The 22,424-nt window shown below is 53.8% G+C and carries 27 protein-coding genes and 1 pseudogene; 18 read left to right on the top strand and 10 right to left on the bottom strand.

Translation table 11 applies throughout. The features are described 5' to 3' along the window. Positions 1 to 51: 51 nt before the first annotated feature. The 8 genes and pseudogenes from AC3WOK_RS06960 to AC3WOK_RS06925 all read left to right on the top strand — a co-directional run. Positions 52 to 415, top strand: a pseudogene (locus tag AC3WOK_RS06960) (RHS domain-containing protein); the annotation flags it as partial. A gap of 80 nt (positions 416 to 495) precedes the next feature. Next, positions 496 to 681, top strand: coding sequence for a hypothetical protein (locus AC3WOK_RS06955; protein ID WP_063431320.1), 186 nt, complete (start codon positions 496 to 498; stop codon positions 679 to 681). A gap of 380 nt (positions 682 to 1,061) precedes the next feature. After that, entirely contained in the window at positions 1,062 to 1,268 is a 207-nt protein-coding gene (locus AC3WOK_RS06950) for a hypothetical protein (protein ID WP_063431322.1), read from the top strand. Positions 1,269 to 1,622: 354 nt separating this feature from the next. Further along, positions 1,623 to 1,868, top strand: a complete 246-nt coding sequence (locus tag AC3WOK_RS06945) for a hypothetical protein (RefSeq protein WP_063431324.1) — start codon at positions 1,623 to 1,625, stop codon at positions 1,866 to 1,868. A gap of 56 nt (positions 1,869 to 1,924) precedes the next feature. Then, on the top strand, positions 1,925 to 2,401 hold the full coding sequence (locus AC3WOK_RS06940; protein WP_063431326.1) for a hypothetical protein: 477 nt from the start codon (positions 1,925 to 1,927) through the stop codon (positions 2,399 to 2,401). 81 nt (positions 2,402 to 2,482) lie between these two features. After that, positions 2,483 to 2,863 (top strand): hypothetical protein, encoded by a 381-nt coding sequence (locus tag AC3WOK_RS06935; RefSeq protein WP_063431328.1) that lies wholly within the window; start codon positions 2,483 to 2,485, stop codon positions 2,861 to 2,863. Between the two features lie 16 nt (positions 2,864 to 2,879). Then, positions 2,880 to 3,245 carry a hypothetical protein gene (locus tag AC3WOK_RS06930; RefSeq protein ID WP_032674986.1) on the top strand — a complete coding sequence of 122 codons (366 nt, stop codon included), beginning with the start codon at positions 2,880 to 2,882 and terminating at the stop codon, positions 3,243 to 3,245. 101 nt (positions 3,246 to 3,346) lie between these two features. Next, positions 3,347 to 3,640, top strand: a complete 294-nt coding sequence (locus AC3WOK_RS06925) for a YciI family protein (RefSeq protein ID WP_032674984.1) — start codon at positions 3,347 to 3,349, stop codon at positions 3,638 to 3,640. A gap of 54 nt (positions 3,641 to 3,694) precedes the next feature. Here AC3WOK_RS06925 and ychF read toward each other — a convergent pair whose 3' ends face one another. Next, positions 3,695 to 4,789: a redox-regulated ATPase YchF gene (gene ychF / locus AC3WOK_RS06920; protein ID WP_010432886.1), complete on the bottom strand. Its 1,095-nt coding sequence runs from the start codon at positions 4,787 to 4,789 to the stop codon at positions 3,695 to 3,697. 126 nt (positions 4,790 to 4,915) lie between these two features. Further along, positions 4,916 to 5,500: an aminoacyl-tRNA hydrolase gene (gene pth, locus AC3WOK_RS06915; RefSeq protein WP_023336005.1), complete on the bottom strand. Its 585-nt coding sequence runs from the start codon at positions 5,498 to 5,500 to the stop codon at positions 4,916 to 4,918. A gap of 274 nt (positions 5,501 to 5,774) precedes the next feature. On the opposite strand from pth, the gene ychH reads away from it, so the two are divergent. Together ychH and AC3WOK_RS06905 are read left to right on the top strand one after the other, a co-directional pair. Further along, positions 5,775 to 6,050 carry a stress-induced protein YchH gene (gene ychH, locus AC3WOK_RS06910; protein WP_047348210.1) on the top strand — a complete coding sequence of 92 codons (276 nt, stop codon included), beginning with the start codon at positions 5,775 to 5,777 and terminating at the stop codon, positions 6,048 to 6,050. 119 nt (positions 6,051 to 6,169) lie between these two features. Then, positions 6,170 to 7,183: a MerR family transcriptional regulator gene (locus AC3WOK_RS06905; RefSeq protein WP_492354214.1), complete on the top strand. Its 1,014-nt coding sequence runs from the start codon at positions 6,170 to 6,172 to the stop codon at positions 7,181 to 7,183. 29 nt (positions 7,184 to 7,212) lie between these two features. Here AC3WOK_RS06905 and dauA read toward each other — a convergent pair whose 3' ends face one another. The 4 genes from dauA to lolB form a co-directional block, all read right to left on the bottom strand. Further along, complete coding sequence (dauA, locus tag AC3WOK_RS06900) at positions 7,213 to 8,892, bottom strand: C4-dicarboxylic acid transporter DauA (protein WP_492354213.1); 1,680 nt, start codon at positions 8,890 to 8,892, stop codon at positions 7,213 to 7,215. 124 nt (positions 8,893 to 9,016) lie between these two features. Next, positions 9,017 to 9,964, bottom strand: a complete 948-nt coding sequence (gene prs, locus AC3WOK_RS06895; protein WP_003856663.1) for a ribose-phosphate diphosphokinase — start codon at positions 9,962 to 9,964, stop codon at positions 9,017 to 9,019. Positions 9,965 to 10,089: 125 nt separating this feature from the next. Beyond that, a complete protein-coding gene (gene ispE / locus AC3WOK_RS06890) occupies positions 10,090 to 10,959 on the bottom strand; it encodes a 4-(cytidine 5'-diphospho)-2-C-methyl-D-erythritol kinase (RefSeq protein ID WP_059311627.1) in 870 nt (289 codons plus the stop codon). After that, positions 10,956 to 11,567 carry a lipoprotein insertase outer membrane protein LolB gene (lolB, locus tag AC3WOK_RS06885; RefSeq protein WP_059311626.1) on the bottom strand — a complete coding sequence of 204 codons (612 nt, stop codon included), beginning with the start codon at positions 11,565 to 11,567 and terminating at the stop codon, positions 10,956 to 10,958. The genes ispE and lolB overlap by 4 nt, the downstream gene beginning before the upstream one ends. A gap of 201 nt (positions 11,568 to 11,768) precedes the next feature. On the opposite strand from lolB, the gene hemA reads away from it, so the two are divergent. From hemA to kdsA, 6 genes are read left to right on the top strand one after another with little or no spacing between them, the layout of a single operon-like run. Then, the gene (gene hemA, locus AC3WOK_RS06880) at positions 11,769 to 13,025 is read left to right on the top strand and encodes a glutamyl-tRNA reductase (protein WP_028018745.1); all 1,257 of its coding nucleotides are present in this window, start codon (positions 11,769 to 11,771) and stop codon (positions 13,023 to 13,025) included. Between the two features lie 41 nt (positions 13,026 to 13,066). Then, entirely contained in the window at positions 13,067 to 14,149 is a 1,083-nt protein-coding gene (prfA, locus tag AC3WOK_RS06875; RefSeq protein WP_021240360.1) for a peptide chain release factor 1, read from the top strand. Continuing rightward, positions 14,149 to 14,979 (top strand): peptide chain release factor N(5)-glutamine methyltransferase, encoded by an 831-nt coding sequence (prmC, locus tag AC3WOK_RS06870; RefSeq protein ID WP_063431336.1) that lies wholly within the window; start codon positions 14,149 to 14,151, stop codon positions 14,977 to 14,979. The genes prfA and prmC overlap by 1 nt, the downstream gene beginning before the upstream one ends. A gap of 2 nt (positions 14,980 to 14,981) precedes the next feature. Next, on the top strand, positions 14,982 to 15,368 hold the full coding sequence (sirB2, locus tag AC3WOK_RS06865; protein ID WP_492354246.1) for an invasion regulator SirB2: 387 nt from the start codon (positions 14,982 to 14,984) through the stop codon (positions 15,366 to 15,368). A gap of 3 nt (positions 15,369 to 15,371) precedes the next feature. Continuing rightward, a complete protein-coding gene (gene sirB1, locus AC3WOK_RS06860) occupies positions 15,372 to 16,181 on the top strand; it encodes an invasion regulator SirB1 (protein WP_047348217.1) in 810 nt (269 codons plus the stop codon). Between the two features lie 36 nt (positions 16,182 to 16,217). Beyond that, the gene (kdsA, locus tag AC3WOK_RS06855; RefSeq protein ID WP_047348218.1) at positions 16,218 to 17,072 is read left to right on the top strand and encodes a 3-deoxy-8-phosphooctulonate synthase; all 855 of its coding nucleotides are present in this window, start codon (positions 16,218 to 16,220) and stop codon (positions 17,070 to 17,072) included. A 93-nt stretch (positions 17,073 to 17,165) separates the two neighbouring features. Here kdsA and chaA read toward each other — a convergent pair whose 3' ends face one another. Continuing rightward, entirely contained in the window at positions 17,166 to 18,266 is a 1,101-nt protein-coding gene (gene chaA / locus AC3WOK_RS06850) for a sodium-potassium/proton antiporter ChaA (RefSeq protein WP_047348219.1), read from the bottom strand. Positions 18,267 to 18,536: 270 nt separating this feature from the next. Here chaA and chaB point away from each other — a divergent pair, with 270 nt between their 5' ends. Further along, positions 18,537 to 18,767: a putative cation transport regulator ChaB gene (gene chaB / locus AC3WOK_RS06845; protein ID WP_492354212.1), complete on the top strand. Its 231-nt coding sequence runs from the start codon at positions 18,537 to 18,539 to the stop codon at positions 18,765 to 18,767. 177 nt (positions 18,768 to 18,944) lie between these two features. Further along, positions 18,945 to 19,640, top strand: a complete 696-nt coding sequence (locus AC3WOK_RS06840; protein WP_023344362.1) for a gamma-glutamylcyclotransferase — start codon at positions 18,945 to 18,947, stop codon at positions 19,638 to 19,640. A gap of 30 nt (positions 19,641 to 19,670) precedes the next feature. On the opposite strand, the gene AC3WOK_RS06835 is transcribed toward AC3WOK_RS06840, so the two are convergent. The 3 genes from AC3WOK_RS06835 to AC3WOK_RS06825 form a co-directional block, all read right to left on the bottom strand. Then, positions 19,671 to 19,910 (bottom strand): DUF1883 domain-containing protein, encoded by a 240-nt coding sequence (locus AC3WOK_RS06835; RefSeq protein ID WP_010432930.1) that lies wholly within the window; start codon positions 19,908 to 19,910, stop codon positions 19,671 to 19,673. Positions 19,911 to 20,121: 211 nt separating this feature from the next. Then, on the bottom strand, positions 20,122 to 21,906 hold the full coding sequence (locus tag AC3WOK_RS06830; RefSeq protein WP_492354211.1) for a methyl-accepting chemotaxis protein: 1,785 nt from the start codon (positions 21,904 to 21,906) through the stop codon (positions 20,122 to 20,124). 106 nt (positions 21,907 to 22,012) lie between these two features. Beyond that, entirely contained in the window at positions 22,013 to 22,366 is a 354-nt protein-coding gene (locus AC3WOK_RS06825; protein ID WP_047348221.1) for a DsrE/DsrF/TusD sulfur relay family protein, read from the bottom strand. Between the last annotated feature and the right edge of the window lie 58 nt (positions 22,367 to 22,424).

Here is a 22,424-nt window from a genome sequence, read left to right as displayed (position 1 = left end):
TCTCTTGATTTTATTCACCATCCGCTCGCCGCTTAGTATAACCTGCTCTAAGGGGGGATTGAGAAAATTATCCATAACCGCCTGACGCAGCTGAACGGCATTCGCTGGCGTTATGATATCCACGGCCCCATCGTGGTGAAGGATAACTGTCAGACCCACTGGCATCACCCGGTTTGTCTGGGAAGGGTTCCGCCTGCTGCAGGAACTGCACGGGAACGCGCCGCTGACCCACGTCTACAGTAACCAGGACAGCTACGACCCGCTGGCGCGTATTGACGGCGCTGATGCTCAGGAGATCTTCTGGTTCCACTGCCAGCCGAACGGCACGCCGGAGCGGATGACGGATATCGAAGGGCAGGTACGCTGGGAAGGAGTTAACAGCGCCTGGGGCAAGCTGCTGCGGGAAAGCGAAACCAATAAAAAACAGCACCTCTATTCATTATATCTATAATTGATTCTGATTTGTTGCGTTTTAATTAAGAGTTTATATGAAAAATGAAAATAACTAATCAACTGAAAAAGAAGATATTAGTTCTGGATGGCATTGATAATGACTTTATAGATTATAGCGCAGAAATAGCATACCCTGAAGGCGGCCAAGGTAATGTTCAACAGCGGCATGCTGAAAACAGAGTTATTAATTTTGACAAGATTGATATTCTGTCAGAGGAACCATGGTAAATTTACAATCTTATAATGAAGTGTTAGATTTCCTGGAACTGTTTTTTCAAAAAATATATTCTTGATTCTAATTCTCTTCAGGATATGCAATCTATTTTAGATGGTTGTCGAAAAGAAAAAATAGTGGCTATTCGAGCTATAAACTCATGTTTTTTGGAATATAGGCGAAAGACTCATGATTATAGAGTCCCTACTCATGAGGAACAGGAGATATGGAAACAGTTGTTCAATATATGGCAGTAAAATATTAAATAAAAAACGGCTGGATGGGTTTTTACTTAATATCCCGTATTAATTTTCTAAGGTTATGCTATTACCATCGATGTCAGGAGGTGATCTGTTTTTTTTGAATGTGTTATTATAATTCAGGAGTAAAATGAATGACAGAAGAAGAGCTACGAAGGAATCTTGTTTTTTTAATAAAACAATATGTTCGGAAGGAACAGTGGGAGGTATTTTATGATGAAATATCAAAGCCTTATGTGCCAGTAAAAGGTATTTTAGCTGACTTTAATAAAGTCAAAACAAGAACCGTTGATGAAGCGGATGGAAATTTGATACGTGAAATTTACTTTTATTTTTGCTGACAAATAAATAAATGGGATATGAAATTTTTCAGATTGTTTATTATATTTTTTTGTGGCGAATGAACCGGTTGAAGCATGGCGCAGGGTAATTGACTCTTGACTCGCCCCAATCCTTACCTTCCTCTCTGAGAGATATTGTAATTATATTAATTACAGTTTTTATATATCACGCATTACGCCTGATTCCCTTCTTTTCACTTTATTCACAACCTGTTTGCCGCTGATGATAATTCGCTCGAAGGGGCGAACGGAGCCTGCAATAAGCTACTGCTGGAAAGCGAGACGTAGCTATCAGGATATCCACAGAATTGGATGTGCCAAACAAATCAGTGTATGAAGTCAGGAATGCCTATCATGAATTACGATTCATATAATGAAGTACTCGATTATCTCAATGTTTTTTTCAACGAAAGAGTGGATTCATCAATTTATTTAGAAAAACTAATGACTTTGATTGAAAGTTCTCGCTCTGAAAACACCGTGACTATAAGAGATATTTATGAAACGTACATGCAGTATGTAAAAGAAAATAGGGATAATATTAAAGTTATCTCTGGAGAAAAAGAAATGTGGATTGATTTATTGCACCATTGGCAATAAGGCTTTATTGTCATGTAGATTAGATTGAAATCACTTCCAGACAAGGTGGTTTAGATATGTTAGAAATGAACCTTGATGTTCATACTGGTTTTGCGGCAATTAACAATTACCCTCTCGAATTAAAAGATGTTGATACTTTTAAAAATTCCGCATTTTACAAGTTCTTCTCGCCACTGACTAAAATAGGTTATTTTTATTACTCTATCGATAATATTAAATGGAAAGATCAAATTTTCATTTTGGAACTGAGGCCTTCAGTATTTTCTTTTACTCCATCATTATTCCTTACTAGTAAGGATGGGAATTTTTATAAAACGCTAGAGGATTGGGATAAAAGGGCTAGCCTGAGTAATTTATCGGATGAGCAGCAGCGTTTGACAGCATGGGTTGAGAGTGAAATAACCTCAAAGCCTAAGCTTAAAATTACAACCCCCCCATATGGAATTCAATGGGAGCATGAATGGGGAAGTATTGTTGTACAGTCTAATGAAAAAAGCTTCGATTGTGGTATTTATATCGAATGGAATGTTTGACTAAACAATGTTATTAATTAATAAAACCCCTCATTTTCTTCTCGCCTTACTTTTTTATTAATAAAGTTAAAATATAAAAAAATGAAAATAACTAATCGACTGAAAAAGAAGATATTAGTCCTGGATGGCATTGATAATGACTTTATAGATTATGGCGCAAAAATAGCATGCCCTGAATGCGAGGGTGTAATAGTCTATTCCATCGTAAACTCATATGAGTTTGACTCGCTCTCTGAAGAGGTAAAATATTTTTTGGTTAAGAAAATGAGAGGAGTGAAGCTTGTTAGCGAACATAATGAATTTAGCTATGATGAAAGCCAATTACATGTTTCGAAAAAAGCTTGTTCAAATTGTTTAAAAGAATTTTCTATTGTATTAACGTATAAAGAGGTACAGCCAGCCCGATACCGGGTATATCTTATGGGGCTTTTTAAAGGTGACTTGAAACAGATCAAACTTTAAAAATTGAGGTTTACCAATGATTACAAATCTCATTTGCATTAAAGAAAATGACCTGGTTCAATGGGCGTGTGGTGAAAGTAACATAATGGTTAGTATGCCATTTTTAGACTATGCAATGGTCGACTCAACTCGCCAGTTAGTCTTTACGTTAAGCGAGCCAAAGCCACTACCAACCGTTTTGACCATCTTCAATGCGCAGGGTGAACAACTATTTTGGTCTGCACCCCCTGAAGGCGCATTTTTCTATTACTTAACTTTCAACCTGTCAAAGGAAGTGGTTGTAGTCTGTAGCTATGCGGAAAAGCAAAACGGCTGGCATGATTGGTTTTATTCCTGGGATATGAAGCGTAATGCTTTGTCTCAATTGGGCCCTGCGTATTAACATCAAAAGCGCCAAAAAACGATAACAATAAACGGTGGCAAAAGAGGGACTGTATCAGCAGTTCCAACAAGCGGTTTAAAAGCAGAGCTAGGAGGCAAAGGATGAGCACGGTTTACATTGTCATATTGACCTATATAAAACCCCTTGAAGAGATTGACGCAGCGATTCCCGCTCATGTTGAGTGGCTAAAAAAAGGGTATGCTGAGGGGATATTTCTGGCTTCCGGAAGACGGATCCCAAGAACCGGTGGAGTCATTCTCGCCAAATCTGAGAGTCTTGCCGCTCTTGAAGAGCGCTTGCGCGAGGATCCTTTTCAGGCGTTAAAGCTTGCGACTGCCGAAATCATTCCCTTTGAACCCAGCATGAAGACAGATCTCTTAGACAATGTGTTTTGACGCCGCAATAAAAAAATCCACGCCAGGGCGTGGATTTTTTTGACTCAAGACGAATCAGACGTTAAACAGGAAGTTCATTACGTCGCCATCTTTAACGATATAATCTTTCCCTTCCGCACGCATCTTGCCTGCTTCTTTCGCGCCTTGCTCACCCTTGTAGGTGATGAAGTCTTCAAACGCGATGGTCTGCGCACGAATAAAGCCTTTCTCGAAGTCGGTGTGGATTTTACCCGCCGCCTGAGGTGCAGTTGCACCCACAGGGATGGTCCACGCACGCACTTCCTTCACGCCAGCGGTGAAGTAGGTCTGCAGGTTCAGCAGCTCATAGCCTGCGCGGATCACGCGGTTCAGGCCCGGCTCTTCCAGACCCAGCTCGGCCATGAACTCTTCACGGTCGGCATCGTCCAGCTCGGCGATATCGGATTCAACGGCAGCGCACACGGCAACAACCACAGAACCTTCAGCCGCCGCAATTTCACGCACTTTGTCGAGGTACGGGTTGTTCTCGAAACCGTCTTCGTTAACGTTGGCGATGTACATGGTTGGCTTCAGGGTCAGGAAGCTCAGGTATTTGATTGCCGCTTTGTCTTCTTCAGTCAGGTTTTTCAGCGCGCGCAGCATGCCGGCGTTTTCCAGCTGTGGCAGACATTTTTCCAGCGCAGCCAGTTCCGCTTTCGCGTCCTTGTCGCCGCCTTTGGCTTTCTTCTGCACGCGGTGAATCGCGCGTTCGCAGGTGTCGAGGTCAGAGAGCGCCAGCTCGGTGTTGATGACGTCGATGTCGTCGGCCGGATCCACTTTGTTGTTGACGTGGATAATGTTGTCGTTCTCGAAGCAGCGCACAACGTGGCCGATCGCTTCGGTTTCACGAATGTTGGTCAGGAACTGGTTGCCCAGGCCTTCACCTTTGGATGCGCCTTTTACCAGGCCCGCGATGTCCACGAATTCCATGGTGGTTGGCAGAATGCGCTGCGGCTTAACGATTTCCGCGAGCTGATCCAGACGCGGATCAGGCATTGGCACAACGCCGGTGTTAGGTTCGATGGTACAGAACGGGAAGTTCGCCGCTTCGATACCCGCTTTGGTAAGCGCGTTAAACAGGGTGGATTTGCCCACGTTTGGCAGACCGACGATACCGCATTTGAATCCCATTTCTAAATCACCTTAATATCTTGATAATCAATCCGTTAACGATAACCGACTGATGAAAAGTAAATAACTACGCCTATTATACACGTAACCCGCATGACGCGCGGTAAAAATGCCGGATCGGACAGATTATTGCGCTTTGAAAGCGTGTAAGCGGTTTGTCGCTTTGGTTAGCCCGTCTTTCAGCCAGATTTCGGTGCAGCGCGCCGCTTCGTCTACCGCTTCGTCAATCAGTTTCTGCTCAGAAACCGGGGGCTTACCGAGTACGAAACCGACAACTTTGTTTTTATCGCCCGGATGGCCGATTCCGACGCGCAAACGGTGGAAATTCGGATTATTTCCCAGCTTGCTGATGATGTCTTTAAGACCGTTGTGGCCGCCGTGCCCGCCGCCCAGTTTGAATTTTGCCACGCCAGGCGGGAGATCCAGCTCATCGTGGGCAACCAGAATTTCATCCGGATTAATGCGATAAAACGTCGCCATCGCCGCCACCGCTTTACCGCTCAGGTTCATAAACGTGGTGGGCACCAGCAGGCGAACATCCGCGCCTGCAAGGTTGATACGTGAGGTATACCCGAAGAATTTAGGTTCTTCACGCAGGGGAGCACGTAACCGCTCGGCCAGCAGATCGACGTACCATGCCCCGGCATTGTGGCGGGTGGCCGCATACTCTGCGCCCGGGTTGGCGAGGCCGACAATCAGTTTAATCGTCACGATTCAATTCCTAATGGGTTCCAGATCTGGCGCGTAGTTTACTGTCTGGCGCGCCGCTTGACAAAATTCTGCGATCTTCACAGTGAAATACGAATAATTACCTATTTGAACAATTAGAATTTCAAGCTGTTCAAAGTCTTATTTGTAAACTTTTGTTTGGGAGTTATCTGTAATTGTGATCATTCACGCAACTCATAAAAGGGGCGTTGTCTATACTTTACACACAAGGATTAGGGGCTTTTCCCCTGACGACCCAAAGTTCCGGAGGTGACACATGAAACGCAAAAACGCTTCGTTACTCGGTAACGTGCTGATGGGATTGGGGCTGTTCGTGATGGTAGCCGGCGTGGGTTATTCAATTTTAAACCAGTTGCCGCAGTTTGACCTACCGCAATACTTTGCGCATGGCGCAATATTAAGCATCTTTGTTGGCGCAGTATTGTGGCTGGCAGGGGCTCGCGTGAGCGGCCATGAGGAAGTGTGTGACAAATACTGGTGGGTGCGCCACTACGACAAACGCTGTCGTCGCGACCAGCATAAGCACAGCTAGTGCTGCGATATCGAACACCGAAACGGCTCCCGAGGGAGTCGTTTTTTTTGCATCAAGGGTTGACCCTCACGTAACGTAAGGCTCCAGAGTGACGGCACTGGCAAAGAAAAGGAGCAGTTATGTTGATTCAGGTGGGTGAGCTGGCAAAACGGGCCGGCATCACCGTGCGAACATTGCATCACTATGAGCAAACAGGGTTGTTGCTGCCTTCTGCCAGAAGCGCGGCAGGTTACCGGCTTTACAACCTGGCGGATGTTCAGCGTCTGCACATGATCCAGGCGCTGGCAAAAGCGGGGCTGGAACTTGCTGAAATCAGGGATTTTCTGGAACAGGAGTCGCTAACGTTAACGGAGCTCCTCGATGCGCAAATCAGCCTGCTGGATAAGCAGCTGCGCAGCATAAATACGCTGCGCGACCGGCTGATGGATTTACGCACCGGGCTTCTCGACGATGCGACCCCGGATCTGGAATCCTGGCTACAGACTCTGGAGTTGATGAATATGTACGATCGCTGGTTTAGCAAAGAAGAGTTACAGCAGCTGCCGTTTGTGGTGCAGAAGGATGCGCTGGCGGCTATCTGGTCGGGGCTGGTTGCGGAGGCCAGCGCGCTGCTGGAACAACGTGTACCCGTGACTGACGCGCGGGCGATGGACCTGGCTACGCGCTGGATGGCTCGCCTGGAGCAGGACACGGCGGGCAGGCCGGAGTTTCTCACCCGGCTGAACGACATGCACAGCGTTGAGCCACAGATGCAGGCGCAGACCGGCATTACGCCGGAGATGACCGATTACATTACGCGGGCGTTTGCCGAATCGAAGCTTATTATCTGGGAGAAATATCTCTCTGCCGAAGAGATGGCATTTACCCGTAAGCACTACTTTGACCGCATGATGGAGTGGCCGCCGCTGGTGGCGAAGCTGCACCAGGCGCAGCGGGAACATCTCGACCCTGCCTCTGACGATGCGCAAAAGCTTGCCGAAAACTGGCTGGCGCTGTTCCAGTCTTACGCGGGCACGAACCCGGAGACCCAGCAAAAGTTTCGCGTGGCCATGCAGAAGGAGCCGCATCTGATGAAGGGAACATGGATGACGCCTGCCGTGCTTGGGTGGCTGCAGCAGGCTACCGGGGTGTGATGCAGAGACGTTTCTCTGCATCAGGTGGCTCACAGATCCGCTAACGCGGCTTCACGGTTTGGGTAGAAGGAGAGTCGGCCAGGGATAGGCTGCACGCCCGCGCGCGCCATGGTGCGCAGGGGCTGGAACTCCAGGTTACTCACCCGCAGCTCGCAGCCTTCCGGCAGACGTTTCACAAAGCGCTGGAAGGCATCCAGCCCGCCGGCATCCAGCACCGGTACGGCATCCCACTTCAGCACCACAATCCGCTTGCCCGCGATGCGGGACTCCAGATCGCTGAACAATCCTTCCGCCGCGGCGAAAAACAGCGGGCCAATCACGCGCAGCACCAGCACGTCATCAGGCACCTCCACGTTAACCGGGGAGAGGCGCGTCATCTGCGCAATGCGGCGCATAAACAGCAGGGAAGCGAGCACGATCCCTACGCTGATGGCGATGACCATATCGAACAGCACGGTCAGCGACATGCAGATTAGCATCACGATGATGTCGTCCTTCGGCGCGCGGCGCAGCAGGTTCACCACCTTATGCGCCTCACTCATGTTCCACGCCACCATCAGCAGCAGCGCCGCCATTGCAGAGAGCGGGAGCCAGGAGAGCCACGGAGCTAGAATGAGTAGGGCGAGGATCACCAGCACGGAGTGGATAACCGCAGAAACCGGTGAGGTTGCCCCGGCGCGCACGTTTGCCGCAGAACGGGCGATAGCCGCCGTGGCCGTAATACCGCCGAAGAACGGCGCGATGAGGTTGCCTAATCCCTGGCCGACCAGCTCGCCGTTCGCTTTGTGCTTTGTGCCGGTCATGCCGTCGAGCACCACGGCGCAGAGCAGGGACTCAATCGCCCCCAGCATCGCCATAGAGAACGCCGCAGGAAGCAGGGCGCGAAGGGAGTCCCAGCTTAGGGTAAAGCTGGAGCCGGGCATGTCCCACGGCAACACCAGCTGCGGTAACAGCTGCGGAATGCCGCTGCCCTGTGAACCGTCCGCCAGAACATAGTGGAACTGCGAGCCGATGGTGGCAACGTGTCCGCCGAGCATATTCACGACGGCCATCACCGCACAGCCCAGCAGCAGCGCGGGCAGATGGCCCGGCAGTCGAATGCCCAGACGGGGCCAGACGATCAGCGTGCCCAGCGTCACAATCCCGATGGCGGCGTCGCCCAGGTTCGCAGTCGGCAGCGCCATAAACAGCGTGCCCACTTTTTGCAGGTAGTGTTCAGGAACGTGAGCCATTTGCAGGCCCAGGAAATCCTTGATTTGCATCGTCCCGATGGTGATACCGATCCCGGAGGTGAACCCCAACGTCACGGAAAGGGGGATGTACTCGATCAGGCGCCCAAAGCGGGCCAGGCCAAACAGAATTAAAAAGACCCCGGACATCAGGGTGGCGACCAGCAGGCCTGCCAGACCAAACTGCTGCGAAACGGGGTAGAGGATCACCACAAAAGCGGCGGTCGGGCCGGAGACGCTAAAGCGTGAACCGCCGGTCAGGGCGATGACGATCCCTGCAACGGCCGAGGTGTACAGGCCGTACTGCGGTGCAACGCCGCTGCCAATCGCCAGCGCCATCGCCAGCGGGATGGCGATAATGCCGACGGTGATCCCGGCAATCAGGTCACGTACAAAGCGTGACGAGGTGTACTTCTCTTTCCAGCAGGCGTCGATGAGGGCGCGAAAGGGCAGAACATGTGAGGAGGTTACGTTTTTCACAATTATCTATCATCCGTATGCGCATCATCTGTCATATGAATGGCAGGTGAAGGAGGCATTAATCATACAAATAAAACCCAGAGACAAAAAAACCCGCCGCAGCGGGTTTTTGGGCCGTGTCCGATTAGTGTTCGAACATTGCAGAGATGGATTCTTCGTTGCTGATACGACGAATCGCTTCGGCCAGCATCCCGGACAGGGTCAGGGTACGCACGTTTGGCAGTGCCTTGATCTCGTCGCTCAGTGGGATGGTATCGCATACTACAACTTCGTCAATAACGGAGTTGCGCAGGTTGTTTACCGCATTGCCGGAGAAGATCGGGTGGGTCGCGTAAGCGAACACGCGCTTGGCACCACGCTCTTTCAGCGCTTCAGCGGCTTTACACAGCGTACCGCCGGTATCGATCATGTCGTCAACCAGCACGCAGTCACGGCCAGCCACGTCACCGATGATGTGCATCACCTGAGAAACGTTAGCGCGCGGACGGCGTTTGTCGATGATTGCCATGTCGGTATCGTTCAGCAGCTTAGCGATAGCGCGAGCACGTACCACGCCGCCGATGTCCGGAGAAACCACGATTGGGTTGTCCAGGTTCAGCTGCAGCATGTCTTCCAGCAGGATTGGGCTGCCGAATACGTTATCAACCGGGACGTCGAAGAAGCCCTGGATCTGCTCTGCGTGCAGGTCAACGGTCAGTACGCGGTCAACGCCGACGCTGGACAGGAAGTCAGCGACAACTTTAGCGGTGATTGGCACACGCGCGGAACGAACGCGACGGTCCTGACGGGCATAGCCGAAGTAAGGAATAACAGCAGTGATACGGCCTGCTGAAGCACGACGCAGGGCGTCGACCATAACAACCAGTTCCATCAGGTTGTCGTTTGTTGGAGCACAGGTGGACTGGATGATGAAAATATCACCACCGCGTACATTTTCGTTGATTTGTACGCTGACTTCGCCGTCGCTAAAGCGACCTACGGCGGCGTCGCCGAGGGAAGTGTACAGGCGGTTGGCAATACGTTGTGCTAGTTCCGGGGTGGCGTTACCAGCAAAAAGCTTCATATCAGGCACGAGAAGAACCTCAGGCATGCGTCCAGTGGTGGATAGCGTTCGCCGCAAACTGTGCGGGCCAGGCGAAGGCTATCCAGGCGGTGTATTAAAGAGCGCGATGCAACGTCTGGAACAGGGTGACGTTGTCACCGAAACTCAGTCTGCGCCAGAATGGCGTGCTGCAGGGGGGACGTGTTCATCCCGCGCGCTACAAAACCATGCAGCCAAACCGGCGCTTGCTCAAGCACCTGACGAGCGGCGGATTCGGTGTCAAATTCAGCAAAGACACAGGCCCCTGTACCAGTCAGGCGCGACGGCGCGTATTCTAACAGCCAGGAAAGCACCGCATCAACCTCGCGAAAACGTTTTCTTGCGATATCCTCGCAATCGTTGCTGAATTCACAATTTAATAACGTTTCTATTGACCGAACCGGGGTATCTCTTTTCAGGTCTGGATCTTTAAAGATGACCGGGGTCGGAATGCTTACGCCAGGGTGGGCCACCAGATACCATTTTTCCGGCGGTTCAACCGGGGAGAGGATCTCACCCACGCCCTCGGCAAAGGCCGCGTGACCGCGCACAAATACCGGGACATCCGCGCCCAGCGTCAGGCCTAAAGCGGCCAGCTCGTCCTGCGACAGCCCGCAACCCCAGAGGTGGTTCAGGGCAACCAGCACCGTGGCGGCGTTAGATGAGCCACCGCCCAGCCCGCCGCCCATCGGCAGACGTTTCTCGATGCGGATGTTCGCACCGCTTCCTGCCGGCAATCGTCCGGCGTCTGCCGCGGCTTTCATCAGCAGGCGCGCAGCGCGAACGATCAGGTTGTCCTCATGCGCCACGCCTTCGACCGGCGTCAGGAGGCAAATCTGCCCGTCCTGGCGCAGCTCGATAGAGATCGTATCGCCGTAGTCAATAAACTGAAACAGCGTCTGCAGGGTGTGGTACCCGTCAGCACGCTGGCCGGTAATGTATAAAAACAGGTTTAGTTTTGCCGGAGAGGGCCAGTGGGTCATCATTTAACGATCCAGTTGTCCATTTTCAGCTTGATGCGCTGGCTGCCCTGGGTCAGTTCCATATTCGATGGCAGCGACGGTTTACTCTTGCCGTCATAGTCGTTGTACACCACTTTCCAGGTTTTGCCGTTCTGCGTGTAGCTCATCTGGCTCAGGCGGTATTGATCGTCAAGCGTGTAGTCGGTTGCCTCACCCGGCAGGCCAAGGATCCACTGGCGCAGGCTGTTGAGCGGGATAGGCATTCCGGTCAGCTTGCCGATCATCTCTTCGGCATCGGCCGCGGTGTAGTGCTGGCCTTTATTATCGGTGATCTGCGCTTCGCCCGGCTTAGCGATAAGCTCCAGCTCGGTGCTGCCCAGCGGGTTCAGCAGCAGCAGGCGATAGTTGTCCTGACCCGTTTGCTGCCAAAAGAAACGTGCATAAACCTTTTGCTCGTCAGAGAGATAGGCGAAGGCGCCGCGGGTCTGGTACTGGCTCAAATTACGGACGTCCTGCTGGTGCTGACGCCACTGCGGTGAATCAGGGCTTTTGCCCGGGCCTTTTGGTTGGGTGACGGTACATGCGGTCAGAACCAGTGCCGCCAGCGGCAGCAGGCGAATCAGTCGGGTCATAATGAGGACAAATCCTTGAGATACGTTGCAGTTATGACTGTTAATGCTAGCGTCGAAGGGGGCTACCGTCTACGTTCAAATTATCTCAAAGCGTGGCGTAAGCTATTACTCCGAAAGGGGGCAGTCCCTTTTATTGATCTCGCGCATCCTGTATGATGCGTTCTGCTAACCTTATTAACGCTGGTACTACTCCCGCTCAACATGACCCTATTAGCACTCGGCATCAACCACAAAACGGCCCCGGTTTCGCTGCGAGAACGCGTTACGTTTTCGCCGGATACGCTTGACCTGGCGCTGGACAGCCTGCTTGCACAGCCGATGGTGCAGGGTGGCGTGGTGCTCTCGACGTGCAACCGTACCGAACTGTATTTAAGCGTGGAAGAGCAGGATAACCTGCATGAAGCGCTGATCCGCTGGCTATGCGACTACCACAACCTCAACGAAGACGAGCTGCGCAACAGCCTGTACTGGCATCAGGACAACGATGCCGTCAGCCATCTGATGCGCGTCGCCAGCGGGCTGGATTCGCTGGTGCTGGGCGAGCCGCAAATTCTGGGTCAGGTGAAAAAAGCGTTTGCGGATTCGCAAAAAGGGCACCTGAAGGCCAGCGAGCTGGAGCGCATGTTCCAGAAATCGTTCTCCGTGGCGAAGCGTGTGCGAACCGAAACCGACATTGGTGCCAGTGCGGTTTCTGTTGCTTTCGCTGCCTGCACCCTTGCGCGCCAAATCTTTGAATCCCTCTCAACCGTCACCGTAATGCTGGTGGGAGCGGGCGAAACCATCGAACTTGTGGCGCGCCATCTGCGCGAGCATAAAGTGAAGAAGATGATTATCGCCAACCGCACCCGCGAACGCGCGCAGGTGCTGGCGGATGAAGTGGGGGCAGAGGTGGTTGCCCTGAGCGACATCGATGAACGTCTGAAAGAGGCGGACATTATTATCAGCTCTACCGCCAGTCCGCTGCCGATCATCGGTAAAGGGATGGTGGAGCGCGCGCTGAAGTCCCGTCGTAATCAGCCTATGCTGCTGGTGGATATCGCCGTTCCGCGCGATGTGGAGCCGGAAGTCGGCAAGCTGGCTAACGCCTACCTCTACAGCGTGGATGACCTGCAAAGCATCATTTCGCACAACCTCGCTCAGCGTAAAGCGGCGGCGGTTCAGGCGGAAACCATTGTCGAGCAGGAAACCAGTGAGTTTATGGCCTGGCTGCGCGCGCAAAGCGTCAGCGAGACCATCCGCGAGTACCGCGGGCAGGCGGAGCAGGTGCGTGACGACCTGACTGCCAAAGCGTTAGCGGCCCTTGAACAGGGTGGCGACGCACACGCAATAATGCAGGATCTGGCGTGGAAACTGACCAACCGCCTGATCCATGCGCCAACCAAATCTCTTCAGCAGGCAGCCCGTGACGGGGATGATGAACGCCTGACTATTCTGCGCAACAGCCTCGGGCTGGAATAGCGCCCTATACCCATTTTCTAAGACAAGGTGCACTTACGCCTATGAAGCCTTCTATCGTCGCTAAACTGGAAGCTCTGCACGAGCGCCATGAAGAAGTACAGGCGCTGCTCGGCGATGCCGGGACCATTGCGGACCAGGAACGTTTTCGCGCGCTTTCACGTGAGTACGCGCAGTTAAGTGATGTTTCTAAATGCTTTACCGACTGGCGACAGGTTCAGGAAGATATCGAAACCGCGCAGATGATGCTCGACGATCCTGAAATGCGCGAGATGGCGCAGGAAGAGTTACAGGATGCGAAAGCGCGTTCTGAAGAGATGGAGCAGCAGCTTCAGGTTCTTCTGCTGCCGAAAGATCCGGACGATGAGCGTAACGCGTTTGTTGAAGTTCGCGCCGGTACCGGCGGTGACGAAGCGGCCCTGTTTGCCGGGGATCTGTTCCGCATGTACAGCCGCTACGCCGAATCGCGTCGCTGGCGCGTGGAGATCATGAGCGCCAACGAAGGCGAGCATGGCGGCTACAAAGAGGTTATCGCCAAGATCAGCGGCGACGGCGTGTACGGCCGTCTTAAGTTTGAATCCGGCGGCCATCGCGTGCAGCGCGTGCCGGCTACTGAATCCCAGGGTCGCATTCACACCTCAGCCTGTACGGTGGCGGTGATGCCGGAGCTGCCGGAAGCGGAACTGCCGGACATCAACCCGGCCGATCTGCGCATCGACACCTTCCGTTCCTCCGGGGCGGGCGGTCAGCACGTTAACACCACCGACTCCGCCATCCGAATTACCCACCTGCCGACCGGCATCGTCGTCGAATGTCAGGACGAGCGTTCGCAGCACAAAAACAAAGCCAAAGCGCTGTCCGTGCTGGGCGCGCGTATTCACGCGGCGGAAATGGCGAAACGCCAGCAGGCGGAAGCGTCTACGCGTCGTAACCTGTTAGGCAGCGGCGATCGCAGCGACCGTAACCGCACCTACAACTTCCCGCAGGGCCGCGTGACCGACCACCGTATCAACCTGACGCTCTACCGTCTGGACGAGGTGATGGAAGGTAAGCTCGATATGCTGATTGAGCCTATCGTGCAGGAATACCAGGCCGACCAGCTGGCGGCGCTGTCCGAGCAGGAATAATGGATTTCCAGCGCTGGTTACGCCAGGCCACCGGTGAGCTTTCAGAAAGCGAAAGTCCTAAGCGCGACGCCGAAATTTTGCTTGAGTACGTGACGGGCAAAGCCCGCACGTATCTGCTGGCCTTCGGTGAAACCGAACTCACCGCAGAGCAGGAGGCGCAGCTGGCCGCGCTGCTCGCCCGCCGTAAAACCGGCGAGCCGGTGGCGCATCTTGTCGGGGAGCGCGAGTTCTGGTCATTACCCCTGTTCGTCTCAGCGGCGACGCTGATCCCGCGCCCCGACACCGAGTGTCTGGTGGAGCATGCGCTGGCGCGTTTACCCGCAGAGGCCTGCCGCATTCTCGACCTCGGTACCGGCACCGGTGCTATCGCGCTGGCGCTCGCCACCGAGCGGCCCGATAGCGCGGTAACGGCGGTCGATGTGATGCCCGACGCGGTGGCGCTGGCGCAGCGTAACGTGGAGCGACTGGGCGTGGCTAACGTGACCGTGCTGCAGAGCAGCTGGTTTAGCGCGCTGGAGAAGCAGACGTTCGGAATGATTGTCAGTAACCCGCCCTATATCGACGAGCAGGACCCGCACCTGGCGCAGGGGGATGTTCGCTTCGAACCGCTGACGGCGCTGGTTGCCGCCAACGCCGGGTTAGCCGATCTTGACCATATTGTGACAACGTCACGACAGCATTTACGTCCCGGCGGCTGGCTGCTGGTGGAGCATGGCTGGACGCAGGGTGAAGCCGTGCGCGCGCTCTTTACGCAGGCGGGTTACGCCGCCGTCGAGACCTGCCGCGACTACGGCGGAAACGAGCGCCTGACGCTGGGGCAGTGGCCGTGAGCCTGTTTACCATACTTATTACCGTCCACCTGATTTCCGTTGCGCTGACCATCGGCTTTTTCATCGTGCGTTACTGGTGGCGCTACAGCAATAATCCGCTGATGAATGCCCGCTGGGTGCGTGTCGCGCCGCACTGTGTCGACACGGTGTTGTTCCTTTCCGGTGCCGGGCTCATGTGGAAGACCGGCTATCTGCCATTTACTGATAAAGGCGCATGGCTGACTGAAAAGCTGTTTGGCGTTATCATCTACATCGTTTTGGGTTTTATCGCGCTTGGGCGTCGTCGCCCGCGCAGCCAGCAGGTTGGTTTTATCGCCTTTCTGCTGGGTCTGGTGGTGCTGTACATCATCATTAAACTCGCCACCACAAGAATACCGTTACTGGGGTAAGTCATGAGGTCCTTAGCCGATTTCGAATTTAATAAAGTGCCGCTCTGCGATGGCATGATCCTGATTTCGGAGATGATCCGCGACGATTTTACGTCGCAGTATGTCTACGATGAGCTGGAGAGTCTGGTTAGCCTGGCGCGCGAAGAGATCAATCAGGCGCGTCCGCAGGACTGGCAGCTGGAGAAGCTCCTTGAGCTTTTCTACGGCGAATGGGGTTTCTGCGACACGCGTGGCGTGTACCGCCTGTCTGACGCATTATGGCTGGACCAGGTCTTAAAAAATCGTCAGGGTAGCGCGGTTGCGCTGGGCTCTATTTTGCTGTGGGTCGCGCACCGTCTGGATATTCCGCTGGTGCCGGTCATTTTTCCAACGCAGATGATCCTGCGTGCAGAGTGGCTGGACGGTGAGATGTGGCTCATTAATCCGTTTAACGGCGACACGCTGGATGAGCATACGCTGGATGTCTGGCTGAAAGGCAATATCAGCCCGGTGGCCGAGCTCTTTAATGAAGATCTCGATGAAGCCGACAACGCTGAAGTCATCCGCAAGCTGCTGGATACGCTGAAGTCCGCCCTGATGGAAGAGCGTCAGATGGAGCTGGCCCTGCGCGCCAGCGAAGTGTTGCTGCAGTTTAATCCGGAAGATCCGTACGAAATTCGCGACCGCGGGCTGATTTATGCCCAGCTCGATTGCGAACACGTGGCGCTGAACGACCTGAACTATTTCGTCGAGCAGTGCCCGGAAGATCCGATCAGCGAAATGATCCGCGCGCAGATCAACGCGATCTCGCACAAGCAAATTACACTGCATTAATCTTAATTCCGATTCACACCTGAATAAGGCGATCCTATGAAACAAAAAGTGGTTAGCATTGGTGATATCAACGTGGCAAACGACCTACCGTTCGTGCTGTTTGGCGGTATGAACGTGCTGGAATCCCGCGATCTCGCTATGCGCATCTGCGAACACTACGTGACCGTGACCCAGAAGCTGGGCATCCCGTACGTGTTTAAAGCCTCTTTTGACAAAGCCAACCGCTCCTCCATTCACTCTTACCGTGGCCCGGGCCTGGAAGAGGGGATGAAAATCTTCCAAGAGCTGAAACAGACCTTTGGCGTGAAAGTGATCACCGACGTGCACGAAGCCTCTCAGGCGCAGCCTGTGGCTGACGTGGTGGACGTGATTCAGCTCCCGGCGTTCCTGGCTCGCCAGACTGACCTGGTCGAAGCGATGGCGAAAACGGGCGCGGTGATCAACGTGAAAAAACCGCAGTTCGTGAGCCCTGGCCAGATGGGCAACATCGTCGATAAGTTTATCGAAGGCGGCAACGACAAAGTTATCCTGTGCGACCGTGGCGCTAACTTCGGTTACGACAACCTGGTTGTGGATATGCTGGGCTTCAGCGTAATGAAGAACGTCTCTAACCAGTCTCCGGTTATTTTCGACGTGACCCACGCGCTGCAGTGCCGCGACCCGTTTGGCGCTGCGTCTGGCGGCCGTCGTGCGCAGGTAACCGAACTGGCGCGCGCCGGTATGGCGACCGGCCTGGCAGGTCTGTTCATTGAAGCGCACCCGGATCCGGATAACGCGAAATGCGACGGCCCGTCCGCGCTGCCGCTGGCTAAGCTGGAGCCGTTCCTGAAACAGATCAAAGCGATTGACGATCTGGTGAAAAGCTTCGACGAGCTGGATACCAGCAAATAATAAAAAACCCGCTTCGGCGGGTTTTTTTATGTTTTCTCCCTCTCCCTGTGGGAGAGGGTTGGGGTGAGGGCATCAGGCCGCACCGGATCCATCCTACGCAAATATCGTCATCAGATACGCAATAAACAAGGCCATATGCGCCGCCCCGTTCAGCACGTTGGTGCGCCCGGTAGAGAACGAAATCTGACACAGCAGTAACGATGCCACCATCACAATCATCTCTGGTGCGCCCAGCGCAAACTGCAGTTCGTTGCCGGTCATAAAGGCAATCAGCGTCACCACCGGTACGGTGAGTGAAATGGTCGCCAGTACCGAGCCGAAAAAGAGATTCATTGCGCGCTGAACCTGATTGTTCAATACGGCCTTCAGCGCGCCCAGCCCTTCAGGGGACAGAATCAGCAGCGCCACCAGGAAGCCGGTAAACGCCACCGGCGCGTTCAGCTCGGTTAACAGTGTCTCGAGCGGGTTGGCGTTCATCTTGGTCACGGCAATCACCGCAATCAGATGTACGATCAGCCAAACCGTATGCCACGCGCTGCTGTGGGCCGACGGCTTACCGTGGTGCGGGTCATCGTCGTCGCCGTCGTCTTCATGCTCGTACACAAACAGGCTCTGGTGCGTTTTCGTCTGTATCAGCAGGAATACGCCGTACATGGCGGCGGAAATGAGCGCGACCAGCAGCGCCTGGCCGGTAGAAAAGTTTGCGCCCGGCAGCGCCATCGGGAAGACCAGCACAATAATCGCCAGCGGGAAGAGGGCAATCAGATACTGTTTAATGCCGAACAGGTTCATATACTGAGTCGCGAATTTGCGTCCACCCAGTAACAGAGAGAAGCCCACCAGGCCGCCCGTCACAATCATAATGATTGAGTAGAGCGTGTCGCGCATCAGCGTCGGCGCGGCGTCACCGGTCGCCATAAGGGCGGAAATCAGGCTGACTTCGAGAATAACAACGGAAAGGCTGAGAATTAACGATCCGTACGGTTCGCCGAGACGGTGGGCCAGTACGTCCGCATGGCGAACAACGCTAAATGCGCTGGTTAAAATACCGACCAGAGCCAGAATATTGATACCAACCACCACTGGCAGTGACTGACTGCTTCCCCAGAAGAGCAGCACAGCCAGTGCCAGAACCGGGAAAATGAGTGACGACTCCTTGTGGCGGGTCTTTACCGCCTCGTGTGTTGCTGTCATGTGCTTCTCCATCAATGCAGGTGCTTGTAATTATAGATACATTTTTGAGGTCATTAAATTAACAGATCTCTGTTAAATACCCTTTATTTTTTACTTAATTTTACCCTTTTTCATAATTTTACTGCTTGATGTCTATAATGCGTAATTTTCATTTAATACTCTTTAAATAACAGTAAATTATAATTTATAGCTATCCATAAATTTCTGTCGGGTGGCACCCTGACGTATCGTCGTCCACACTTATCTCTTTAGCCAAAAGAGAGGTTAGTGATGCCCTATAAAACGAAACGCGAATTACCGGATAACGTACAAAACGTGCTTCCCGCTCACGCGCAGGATATCTACAAAGAGGCGTTTAACAGCGCCTGGGATCAGTACAAAGATAAGGACGATCGCCGGGATGATGCCAACCGTGAAGAGACGGCGCACAAAGTCGCCTGGGCCGCAGTAAAACATGAATATGAGAAAGGGGACGATGATAAATGGCATAAAAAGAAATAGCCGTGAAATTATTCGCTGCCTTCATTTTGACTTTTCAGGCGGTTGAACTTTCGTTGTATTGCAACTGGTCCGCTAATTGCTTATCGTTATTTAACTGCTGGCAAAATGACCAGCACCTAAGGCCGGGAAGGCGAATTACAGATGTCGCAAGGAAGCATGCAGTGGCGGAGGTGGAAAGTGTTAACGCGTGATTTCTTAATGAAGGCAGATTGTAAGACGGCATTTGGTGCTATTGAGGAATCGCTTCTCTGGTCAGCTGAACAACGTGCGGCGTCGCTCGCTGCCACGCTTGCCTGCCGCCCGGATGATGGCCCGGTATGGATTTTTGGCTACGGTTCGCTGATGTGGAACCCGGCTCTGGAATTTGTCGAATCGGCAACGGGTACGCTCCCTGGCTGGCATCGGGCATTTTGCCTGCGCCTGACGGCCGGGCGCGGCAGCGCGTGCCAGCCGGGACGCATGCTTGCACTGAAAGAGGGCGGACGCACCACGGGCGTAGCGTATCGCCTTCCGGATGCCACGCTGGAAGAGGAGCTCACGCTGCTCTGGAAGCGTGAAATGATCACCGGCTGCTATATGCCAAGCTGGTGCAAGCTGGAACTGGATGACGGACGCACCGTCAATGCGCTGGTCTTTATTATGGACCCGCGCCACCCGCTGTATGAAGCGGACACCCGCACGCAGGTGATTGCCCCGCTAATTGCCGCTGCCAGCGGGCCGCTGGGCACCAACGCGCAGTATCTCTTCTCCCTCGATCAGGAGCTAACCCGCCTCGGCATGAAGGACGATTGTCTGAATGAGCTGGTGGTAAAGGTGAAGGCGCTGCTGGAAGGGAACCCGCTCAACGGTACGCTGCGACCAGGTTTTGCCTGATAATACGCCCGGCTTGCCGGGCGTTAGATTTTATGCGGCCACGTAGCTGACGGAATGCTCCAGCGACTGACTGTGGCTGTCGATCAGCACATCCCACGTGCCGGTATACGGCACGGTAAGCCAGGCCTTATCGTCCTGTACGGTCAGAATATCCGCCTGGGACTGTTTTTGCGCTTTCGAACTCATCAGATGAATACGACAGCGTTCTGAGCAACGCACCACTACCGTATCCCCGCCAAACAGTTTCAAACTTGTTTTTACCAGTGCCATTTTTTACCCCGTAGTCTTAAACAACGCTCTCCCTGCTGCCATATCCGAGCGTGATGTTGTTCACAATTCACTCATGGCATAACACCAAAGGGGGAGGGTCGGGATGCTGATTTTGATCAAAAAATGGCATAACGATTAAACAAAAATGACAAAATTCCTCAAAATTTCCGCTGGCGCGCGTTTTACCCGCTAAACGCGCGCCGGAAGAACATTAAATGCGGAAATGACCGGCGGTTTCAGCAAGGTCGCCCGCCTGGCTCTGCAGGGCACCCGCGGCGGCGGCGGATTCCACCACCAGTTCGGCGTTCTGCTGCACCATGCGGTCGAGATGGGTCACCGCATGGTTGATCTCGTGAATGCCTTTCATCTGCTCGCTGGTGGCGATGGAGATTTCGCGCATGATGCCGGAGACGCTGCCGATGCTGGAGCGGATCTCATCCATGCTTTCGCCTGCCAGATGTACGTAGCGGGAGCCGGTAGCCACGCTGTCGGTGGTGGAATCAATCAGCGATTTGATCTCTTTCGCCGCCTGGGCGCTGCGGCTCGCCAGGTTTCGTACTTCGCCTGCCACCACGGCAAACCCGCGACCCTGCTCCCCGGCACGGGCCGCTTCTACAGACGCGTTCAGCGCCAGGATGTTGGTCTGGAAAGCAATACCGTCAATCACGCTGGTGATATCGCCAATTTTTGCCGACGCGACTTCAATGGACTGCATGGTGCTGATCGCCTGCGATACCACCTCACCGCCGCGCGCTGCGGCCGCGGAGGCCTTGCTTGCCTGGTCGTTCGCTTCGGCTGCCGATTCATTGGACTGCGTCACCGAGGCGGTGATCTGCTCCACGGCGCTCGCCGTCTCGCGCAGGCTGGACGCTGCTTGCTCGGTACGCCCGGAGAGATCCTGGTTACCTGCGGCAATCTCCTGCGCGGCATTTTTCACCGATTCACTGGCATCACGAAGCTGTACCATCACCACCGAGAGCTTATCGCTGAAGGCGTTAAAGGCCTGAGCAATCTGCGCAACTTCGTCCTCGCCGCTGTCGGGAAGGCGCTGCGAGAGATCGTTGGTCCCGTTGGCAATATTGTGCATCGCGTCGCGAATATCAGACAGACGCTTCAGCAGACGGGCAATCAGGAAATGGACGATGGCCGCGCTCAGCAGCGCCAGGATCACCAGCGAAATCGCCGACGCTTTAAGCAGGGAATGCATGCCGGAGGTGGCGTCGCCGCTGTCGAGAGCGACGACCAGCAGCCAGTTCATGCCCGGCACGGCCGTCGCCACGAAGGTTTTCTCGACGTCGTTCAGCGTTCCGTCGACCGGATTACCGCCTTTCAGCGCAGCAAAATCGATGCCCTTGATCGTCTCAGCAAACGGTTTAAGCGTCAGGGCCGGATCGTTAGCCGCAATAACGCTGCCATCGCTGTTCAGAAGTAACCCGCTGCTGGCCGGGGTCGGATGGATCCCGCGTACGTTAGCCACCACGCTGTCCATGGCCACATCGCCCGCCACAACCGCTTTCAGGGTGCCGTTTTCCTTCACCGGCACGGCGAAGGTCACCACCAGTTTGCCGGTACCGGCGTCAACGTAGGGCGCCGTGACGACCGGGCCGTCCGTGCTGACCACCTGCTGATACCAGGGGCGAATGGTCGGGTCATAATCCGCCGGGACGCCCGCAGGCTCGGAGAATTTTGCCGTTTTGCTGGCGTAGCCTACATAGACGTTGGTGAATCCACCCGCCTGCGCGAGCTGTTTAAACGCCGGAACCGGGTCGTCACTCAGCGCAACGCTCTGCGCGGAGGCGATGACCATCATCTTGCTTTTTACCCAGTCGGCAATCGCCGTGCTATGGCTGGCGCTGGTGCTGGTCAGGATATCGCGCTGGGACTGCTGGTTATCCTGGCGCGTGACCTGGAAGTTGATAACGGTATTCAGGAGAAGGGCGACGACCAGACAGCCTGCCGTCGCGACGATGATGCGTGCACGAATGGATCTGAACATAAGTGAAATACCTGCTGTGTTGTTTCCATGCCTATCGGCAACCCCGCAGGTAAACTTGATGCTGAAACCGCGTCCATAAGAAAATAATATTTTTACGGGTTTATTATTAAAAAGTTAATACTTTATCTGCGGACAGCGTCCACTCGGCCAGCTCAACCAGCGTACCAATTTCGACACCCTCAATCAGCGGCAGGCCGGTAACGCCGCGCCCGTCGGTGCAGGTCTTGCACAGCTTCACCGGCACGTTTTGCGCGGTCAGGATCTCCAGCATCTGCTGAATGTTATAGCCCTCGGCCGGTTTCTGGCCCTTCAGCCCGGCGGTGACCGCGTCCGACATCAAAAAGAGGCGTAACGCCAGGTCGCTCTCTTTTTCACGCAGCGCAATGGCCAGACGCAGGCTGTTAAAAAGGGATTCGCTGCCGTAGGCCGCACCGCTGGCGACGATCACAATCTTTTGCATGTTGACTCCTGTTCTTATAAAGGCACGAATATTGCTTAACTTTCCCGAGTTTCGCTGT

Source organism: Enterobacter sp. FW301-JW81 (assembly GCF_058788735.1).
The sequence above is the reverse complement of the archived record's forward strand: the minus strand, read 5'-3'. Positions and strand labels throughout refer to the sequence as shown.

Excerpts from the sequence above, each read along its gene's own strand:
- AC3WOK_RS06955 (WP_063431320.1), top strand. The coding sequence starts at position 496 with ATGAAAATAACTAATCAACTGAAAAAGAAGATATTAGTTCTGGATGGC.
- AC3WOK_RS06950 (WP_063431322.1), top strand. The coding sequence starts at position 1,062 with ATGACAGAAGAAGAGCTACGAAGGAATCTTGTTTTTTTAATAAAACAA.
- AC3WOK_RS06945 (WP_063431324.1), top strand. The coding sequence starts at position 1,623 with ATGAATTACGATTCATATAATGAAGTACTCGATTATCTCAATGTTTTT.
- AC3WOK_RS06940 (WP_063431326.1), top strand. The coding sequence starts at position 1,925 with ATGTTAGAAATGAACCTTGATGTTCATACTGGTTTTGCGGCAATTAAC.
- AC3WOK_RS06935 (WP_063431328.1), top strand. The coding sequence starts at position 2,483 with ATGAAAATAACTAATCGACTGAAAAAGAAGATATTAGTCCTGGATGGC.
- AC3WOK_RS06930 (WP_032674986.1), top strand. The coding sequence starts at position 2,880 with ATGATTACAAATCTCATTTGCATTAAAGAAAATGACCTGGTTCAATGG.
- AC3WOK_RS06925 (WP_032674984.1), top strand. The coding sequence starts at position 3,347 with ATGAGCACGGTTTACATTGTCATATTGACCTATATAAAACCCCTTGAA.
- ychF (WP_010432886.1), bottom strand. The coding sequence starts at position 4,789 with ATGGGATTCAAATGCGGTATCGTCGGTCTGCCAAACGTGGGCAAATCC.
- ychH (WP_047348210.1), top strand. The coding sequence starts at position 5,775 with ATGAAACGCAAAAACGCTTCGTTACTCGGTAACGTGCTGATGGGATTG.
- AC3WOK_RS06905 (WP_492354214.1), top strand. The coding sequence starts at position 6,170 with ATGTTGATTCAGGTGGGTGAGCTGGCAAAACGGGCCGGCATCACCGTG.
- ispE (WP_059311627.1), bottom strand. The coding sequence starts at position 10,959 with ATGATGACCCACTGGCCCTCTCCGGCAAAACTAAACCTGTTTTTATAC.
- lolB (WP_059311626.1), bottom strand. The coding sequence starts at position 11,567 with ATGACCCGACTGATTCGCCTGCTGCCGCTGGCGGCACTGGTTCTGACC.
- hemA (WP_028018745.1), top strand. The coding sequence starts at position 11,769 with ATGACCCTATTAGCACTCGGCATCAACCACAAAACGGCCCCGGTTTCG.
- prfA (WP_021240360.1), top strand. The coding sequence starts at position 13,067 with ATGAAGCCTTCTATCGTCGCTAAACTGGAAGCTCTGCACGAGCGCCAT.
- prmC (WP_063431336.1), top strand. The coding sequence starts at position 14,149 with ATGGATTTCCAGCGCTGGTTACGCCAGGCCACCGGTGAGCTTTCAGAA.
- sirB1 (WP_047348217.1), top strand. The coding sequence starts at position 15,372 with ATGAGGTCCTTAGCCGATTTCGAATTTAATAAAGTGCCGCTCTGCGAT.
- kdsA (WP_047348218.1), top strand. The coding sequence starts at position 16,218 with ATGAAACAAAAAGTGGTTAGCATTGGTGATATCAACGTGGCAAACGAC.
- chaA (WP_047348219.1), bottom strand. The coding sequence starts at position 18,266 with ATGACAGCAACACACGAGGCGGTAAAGACCCGCCACAAGGAGTCGTCA.
- chaB (WP_492354212.1), top strand. The coding sequence starts at position 18,537 with ATGCCCTATAAAACGAAACGCGAATTACCGGATAACGTACAAAACGTG.
- AC3WOK_RS06835 (WP_010432930.1), bottom strand. The coding sequence starts at position 19,910 with ATGGCACTGGTAAAAACAAGTTTGAAACTGTTTGGCGGGGATACGGTA.
- AC3WOK_RS06830 (WP_492354211.1), bottom strand. The coding sequence starts at position 21,906 with ATGTTCAGATCCATTCGTGCACGCATCATCGTCGCGACGGCAGGCTGT.
- AC3WOK_RS06825 (WP_047348221.1), bottom strand. The coding sequence starts at position 22,366 with ATGCAAAAGATTGTGATCGTCGCCAGCGGTGCGGCCTACGGCAGCGAA.